A 6,042-nucleotide genomic window follows, 5' to 3' on the forward strand; every position below is an offset into this window, starting at 1 on the left:
CGGGTTCGAACCCGGCGTACCAACGAGGAGATCGGTTTCGTGACGATCCGCGTAGGCATCAACGGCTTTGGCCGCATCGGTCGTAACTACTTCCGCGCGCTGCTGGAGCAGGGTGCAGACATCGAGATCGTGGCTGTCAACGACCTGGGTGACACCGCGACCACCGCTCACCTGCTGAAGTACGACACCATCCTGGGCCGTCTCAAGGCCGAGGTGTCGCACACCGCCGACACGATCACCGTCGACGGCCACACCATCAAGGTGCTGTCCGAGCGCAACCCCGCCGAGATCCCGTGGGGCGAGCTGGGCGTCGACATCGTCATCGAGTCGACCGGCATCTTCACCAAGAAGGCCGACGCCGAGAAGCACATCGCCGGCGGTGCCAAGAAGGTCCTCATCTCGGCTCCGGCCAAGGACGAGGACATCACCATCGTGATGGGCGTCAACCAGGACAAGTACGACGCGGCCAACCACCACGTCATCTCCAACGCCTCCTGCACCACCAACTGTGTGGCGCCGATGGCCAAGGTCCTCGACGAGAACTTCGGCATCGTCAAGGGTCTGATGACGACGGTCCACGCGTACACGAACGACCAGCGCATCCTGGACTTCCCGCACTCGGACCTGCGTCGCGCCCGCGCCGCCGCCGAGAACATCATCCCGACCACGACGGGCGCCGCGAAGGCCACCGCCCTGGTCCTCCCGCAGCTCAAGGGCAAGCTGGACGGCATCGCGATGCGCGTCCCGGTCCCGACCGGTTCGGCCACCGACCTGGTCGTGACGCTGCAGCGCGAGGTCACCAAGGACGAGGTCAACGCCGCGTTCAAGAAGGCCTCCGACGACGGCGACCTCAAGGGCTACCTGGCGTACACCGAGGACGCGATCGTCTCCTCGGACATCGTCGGCGACCCGGCCTCCTGCACCTTCGACTCCTCCCTGACCATGGTCCAGGAGGGCAACTCGGTGAAGATCCTCGGCTGGTACGACAACGAGTGGGGCTACTCCAACCGCCTCGTCGACCTGACGGTCTTCGTCGGCAACCAGCTCTGATCGACAGAGCAGGCACCTCGGTGTGAGTCAGGGCTCGGGCAGCGCAGGGACGCGCTGCCCGAGCCCTGACTCACGTACAGATCAGCTCTCTCACGATCACGAGCATCACCAGCCCTCTCCAGGAGTTCCCTCCATGAAGACGATCGACGAACTTCTCGCCGAAGGTGTGGGCGGCAAGCGGGTCTTCGTCCGCGCCGACCTGAACGTGCCGCTGGACGGCACCACCATCACGGACGACGGCCGTATCCGCGCCGTCCTGCCCACCGTCAAGGCCCTCGCCGAGGCGGGCGCCCGGGTGATCGTCGCCTCGCACCTGGGGCGCCCCAAGGGCGCCCCCGACCCCGCCTTCTCGCTCGCGCCGGCCGCCGCGCGCCTCGGTGAACTCCTCGGTGGGGAGGTGGCGTTCGCGACCGACACGGTCGGCGCGTCCGCCGAGTCCACCGTCGCCGGTCTCGCCGACGGCCAGGTCGCCGTCATCGAGAACCTGCGCTTCAACGCCGGCGAGACCGCCAAGGACGACGCCGAGCGCGGTGCCTTCGCCGACCAGCTCGCAGCCCTCGCGGACCTGTACGTGAGCGACGGCTTCGGCGCCGTGCACCGCAAGCACGCCTCGGTCTTCGACCTCCCGGCCCGGCTGCCGCACGCCGCCGGCTACCTCATCGCCGCCGAGGTCGCCGTCCTCAAGAAGCTCACCGAGGACGTCAAGCGGCCCTATGTCGTCGCCCTCGGCGGTTCCAAGGTCTCCGACAAGCTCGCCGTCATCGACCAGCTGCTGGGCAAGGCGGACCGTCTCCTGATCGGCGGCGGCATGGTGTTCACCTTCCTCAAGGCCAAGGGGTACGAGGTCGGCACCTCCCTCCTCCAGGAGGACCAGATCCCGGTCGTCCAGGAGTACATCGAGCGCGCGGAGAAGAACGGCGTCGAGCTGGTCCTCCCCGTCGACGTGGTGACCTCCACCGAGTTCCCGGACCTGAAGACCAAGGCGCCGGGGAACCCCAGCACCGTCGCCGCCGACGCCATCCCCGCCGACCAGCTCGGCCTGGACATCGGCCCCGAGACCCGCAAGCTCTACGCCTCGAAACTCGCCGACGCCGCCACCGTCTTCTGGAACGGCCCCATGGGCGTCTTCGAACACCCCGACTACGCCGAGGGCACCAAGGCGGTCGCCCAGGCCCTCCTCGACTCCCCGGGCTTCACGGTGGTCGGCGGCGGCGACTCCGCCGCGGCCGTCCGCATCCTGGGCTTCGACGAGAACGCATTCGGCCACATCTCGACCGGCGGCGGCGCCTCCCTCGAATACCTCGAGGGCAAGACGCTCCCCGGCCTCGCCGCACTGGAGGACTGACCCGATGAGTACGCGCACGCCGCTGATGGCGGGCAACTGGAAGATGAACCTCAACCACCTCGAGGCCATCGCGCACGTCCAGAAGCTCGCCTTCGCCCTGGCCGACAAGGACTACGACGCCGTCGAGGTCGCGGTCCTGCCGCCCTTCACCGACCTGCGTTCCGTGCAGACCCTGGTCGACGGCGACAAGCTCAAGATCAAGTACGGTGCCCAGGACATCTCGGCGCACGACGGCGGTGCCTACACCGGCGAGATCTCCGGCCCGATGCTGGCCAAGCTGAAGTGCACCTTCGTCGCGATCGGCCACTCCGAGCGCCGCCAGTACCACAACGAGACCGACGAGCTGGTCAACGCCAAGGTCAAGGCCGCCTACAAGCACGGCCTGACCCCGATCCTGTGCGTCGGTGAGGAACTGGAGATCCGCGAGGCGGGCAACCACGTCACCCACACCCTCGCCCAGGTCGAGGGCGGTCTGAAGGACCTCCCGGCCGAGCAGGCCGAGACCGTCGTGATCGCCTACGAGCCGGTGTGGGCCATCGGCACCGGCAAGGTCTGCGGAGCCGAGGACGCCCAGGAGGTCTGTGCCGCCATCCGCGGGAAGATCGCCGAGCTGTACACGCAGGAGCTCGCCGACCAGGTCCGCATCCAGTACGGCGGCTCGGTGAAGTCGGGCAACGTCGCCGAGATCATGGCCCAGGCCGACATCGACGGCGCCCTGGTGGGCGGCGCCTCGCTGGACGCCGACGAGTTCGTCAAGATCGTGCGGTTCCGCGACCAGTGAGTATGCGGTAGGCGCGATCCGTCGTACCCTTGCGGGGGCCGAGGGCTCTACAAGAGAGCTTCACAGCTCGCAGACAGAGCTTCGGCCCCCGTCGTCTATCCAGATCCGAGGAAGTTGGTCCAGCCGTGGTTATGGGGTTCTCGATCGCCCTGATCGTCTTCAGCCTGCTGATGATGCTGCTGGTGCTGATGCACAAGGGCAAGGGCGGCGGCCTCTCCGACATGTTCGGTGGCGGCATGCAGTCGTCCGTCGGTGGCTCCTCGGTCGCCGAGCGCAACCTTGACCGCATCACCGTCGTGGTCGGTCTGCTGTGGTTCGCGTGCATTGTCGTGCTCGGCATCCTGATGAAGGTGAACAACTGATCAGCGTCGCACACGCAGCACGTCCATTCCGCACGTAAGGCCCCATGTACGGTACGCGCAGCTGAGCGCGGCCTATCATGGGGCTTGCGTCTGTGTATGGGGCGGTAACTCCAATCACTGGACGCGCGTTGGGCCTTACGTAGACTGAGGCGCTCGCGGCGAAGCGAAACGCCGACTCGCTTTGCGGCACCATCACGCAGGGAGTTACGACCGTGGCAAGTGGCAACGCGATCCGAGGAAGCCGGGTCGGGGCGGGGCCGATGGGCGAGGCCGAGCGGGGCGAGTCCGCGCCCCGGCTGCGCATCTCCTTCTGGTGCTCCAACGGGCATGAGACGCAGCCCAGCTTCGCCAGCGACGCGCAGGTCCCCGACACCTGGGACTGCCCCCGCTGCGGCTTTCCTGCAGGGCAGGACCGGGACAACCCTCCGGACCCGCCGCGCACCGAGCCCTACAAGACGCACCTCGCCTATGTGCGGGAGCGGCGCAGCGACGCGGACGGTGAGGCGATCCTCGCCGAAGCGCTCGCCAAACTGCGGGGCGAAATCTAGAAGTTGAGCCGCCGGGCCTGCGGATTGCCTGGTGGAAGTCGTTCCGAGCACGGCCGCCGGATTCCTGGCCGAGGCCGATTGTCAGTGGTGCCCTCTACGGTTTGTTCATCGGCGAACCGGAGGGGGAATCGTGGCGACGGGCGAGACGGGGGGCGTTGGTGCGCCCGCATGGCGTGGCGGATTCGGGCGCTTGTGGAGCGCCGCCGTGCTCTCCAGCTTCGGTGACGCGCTGCGGACCTCCGCGCTGCCGCTGCTCGCCGCGACACTGACGGACCGGCCCCTGCTGATCTCGGCGGTCACCGCCTGCGGCTATCTGCCCTGGATCGTCTTCGGGCTGCTCGGCGGCGCCGTCGCCGACCGCGTGGACCAGCGGCGCGCGATGTGGACGGCGGACGCGGTACGAGGACTGCTGGTCGCCTGCTTCGCGGTGGCCGTCGCGCTCGGGCACGCCTCGATCGGCCTGCTGATCGCGCTGGCCTTCGCCCTGACCACGCTCCAGACACTCTTCGACAACGCCGCCACCGCCCTGCTGCCCGCCCTGGTCGACCGCCATGCGCTGGGCAGCGCGAACGCCCGACTGATGACCGGCCAGCAGATCGCGGGCGGTCTGCTGGGCGCACCACTCGTGCCGCTGCTCCTGGTCGCCGGTGCCTCGATGCCCTTCGCAGCCGACGCGGTGACCTTCCTGGTGGCGGCCGCCCTGGTCGCGTCGCTGCGCACCGTCCGGCCCGAGCGGAAGCCGAGACCGGCGGGCAGCACCCTGCGCCGCGAGATCACCGAGGGGCTGCGCTTTCTGGGACACGACAAGGCCCTGCGCGGACTGTGTGCCGCCACGGCGCTGTGCAACATCGGCATGGGTGCCCTCATCGCGGGACTGGTGCTCCTGGTGACGGGCTGGCTGGACGCGGGCACCGCGGGGTATGCGGCGGCCATGGCCGCCTACACGGTGGGCGGCCTGACCGGGGGAGTGGCGAGCGGCCGGGTCGTCGCCCGTCTCGGGCGGGTGCGCGCGGTGCTGCTCGCCGGGACGGTGCAGATCGGCGCGCTGGTGGTCATGGGTTCGGTGCCCAGTCCGGTTGCCCTGGCGGTGGCCATGGCCGTCTTCGGGTTCATGGGCATGCTGTGGAACGTCAACACCAGAACCCTGATGCAGGAGCGCACTCCCGCCGACACCCTGGGGCGGGTCAGTGCCGCCTTCCGGACCCTGGGGGTCGCCGGGGCGCCCCTGGGGGCCCTGCTCGGCGGGGCGGTGGCCACCGTCTGGGGCCTGAACACCCCGGCGCTGCTCGCGGCCGCCTTCTTCGTCCTGTCCGTCGCCTCGCTGATACCCGCGCTCAAGGTGGACGTATCTGTTGGTGCGCACGACGACGACGCCACGACAGCTCCCGCCCCGCGCTGATCAATTAGGTTGGGCACGGCAGCGGGCAGCAGGCACAGGCACGAGAGAAGGCTGAAGTCCTCCATGAACGCAGACGGCCGTACCAGACTCAACCGGACGCCCGAGTGGACCGCTCTGGCGAAGCACCGTGAGGGCCTCGGGGAGGTGCGGCTGCGCGAGCTGTTCGCAGCCGACCCGGACCGCGGCACCTCGTTCACGCTGCGGGTCGGTGACCTGTACGTCGACTACTCCAAGCATCTGGTCACCGACGAGACGCTGGCCCTGTTGCGGGAACTGGCGGCCGCTACCGATGTGTTCGGGTTGCGGGATGCGATGTTCCGGGGTGAGCGGATCAACATCACCGAGGACCGGGCGGTGCTGCACACCGCGTTGCGTGCTCCGGCGAGCGCGGTGGTGGAGGTCGACGGTGAGAACGTCGTGCCGCGGGTGCACGCGGTGCTGGAGCGGATGGGTGACTTCGCCGGGCGGGTGCGGTCGGGTGAGTGGACGGGTCACACCGGCCGGCGGATCCGTAATGTCGTCAACATCGGGATCGGTGGTTCGGATCTGGGTCCGGC

Annotated in this window: 6 protein-coding genes and 1 pseudogene; all 7 read left to right on the forward strand. The window is 68.8% G+C overall.

The window, feature by feature from the left end:
* The first annotated feature begins 39 nt into the window (after positions 1-39).
* Positions 40-1,050, forward strand: coding sequence for a type I glyceraldehyde-3-phosphate dehydrogenase (gene gap, locus ACFYRY_RS13510; RefSeq protein ID WP_356777483.1), 1,011 nt, complete (start codon positions 40-42; stop codon positions 1,048-1,050).
* A gap of 133 nt (positions 1,051-1,183) precedes the next feature.
* Positions 1,184-2,395, forward strand: a complete 1,212-nt coding sequence (locus ACFYRY_RS13515; protein WP_389143618.1) for a phosphoglycerate kinase — start codon at positions 1,184-1,186, stop codon at positions 2,393-2,395.
* A gap of 4 nt (positions 2,396-2,399) precedes the next feature.
* Positions 2,400-3,176 (forward strand): triose-phosphate isomerase, encoded by a 777-nt coding sequence (gene tpiA, locus ACFYRY_RS13520; protein WP_389143620.1) that lies wholly within the window; start codon positions 2,400-2,402, stop codon positions 3,174-3,176.
* Positions 3,177-3,307: 131 nt separating this feature from the next.
* A complete protein-coding gene (secG, locus tag ACFYRY_RS13525) occupies positions 3,308-3,538 on the forward strand; it encodes a preprotein translocase subunit SecG (RefSeq protein ID WP_029181151.1) in 231 nt (76 codons plus the stop codon).
* 212 nt (positions 3,539-3,750) lie between these two features.
* The gene (locus ACFYRY_RS13530) at positions 3,751-4,086 is read left to right on the forward strand and encodes an RNA polymerase-binding protein RbpA (protein ID WP_003957010.1); all 336 of its coding nucleotides are present in this window, start codon (positions 3,751-3,753) and stop codon (positions 4,084-4,086) included.
* 130 nt (positions 4,087-4,216) lie between these two features.
* Positions 4,217-5,485: an MFS transporter gene (locus ACFYRY_RS13535; RefSeq protein ID WP_389143622.1), complete on the forward strand. Its 1,269-nt coding sequence runs from the start codon at positions 4,217-4,219 to the stop codon at positions 5,483-5,485.
* Positions 5,486-5,548: 63 nt separating this feature from the next.
* Positions 5,549-6,042 (forward strand): annotated as a pseudogene (locus tag ACFYRY_RS13540) (glucose-6-phosphate isomerase); the annotation flags it as partial.

The organism is Streptomyces sp. NPDC005263, assembly GCF_042872365.1.
Lineage (GTDB): Bacteria > Actinomycetota > Actinomycetes > Streptomycetales > Streptomycetaceae > Streptomyces.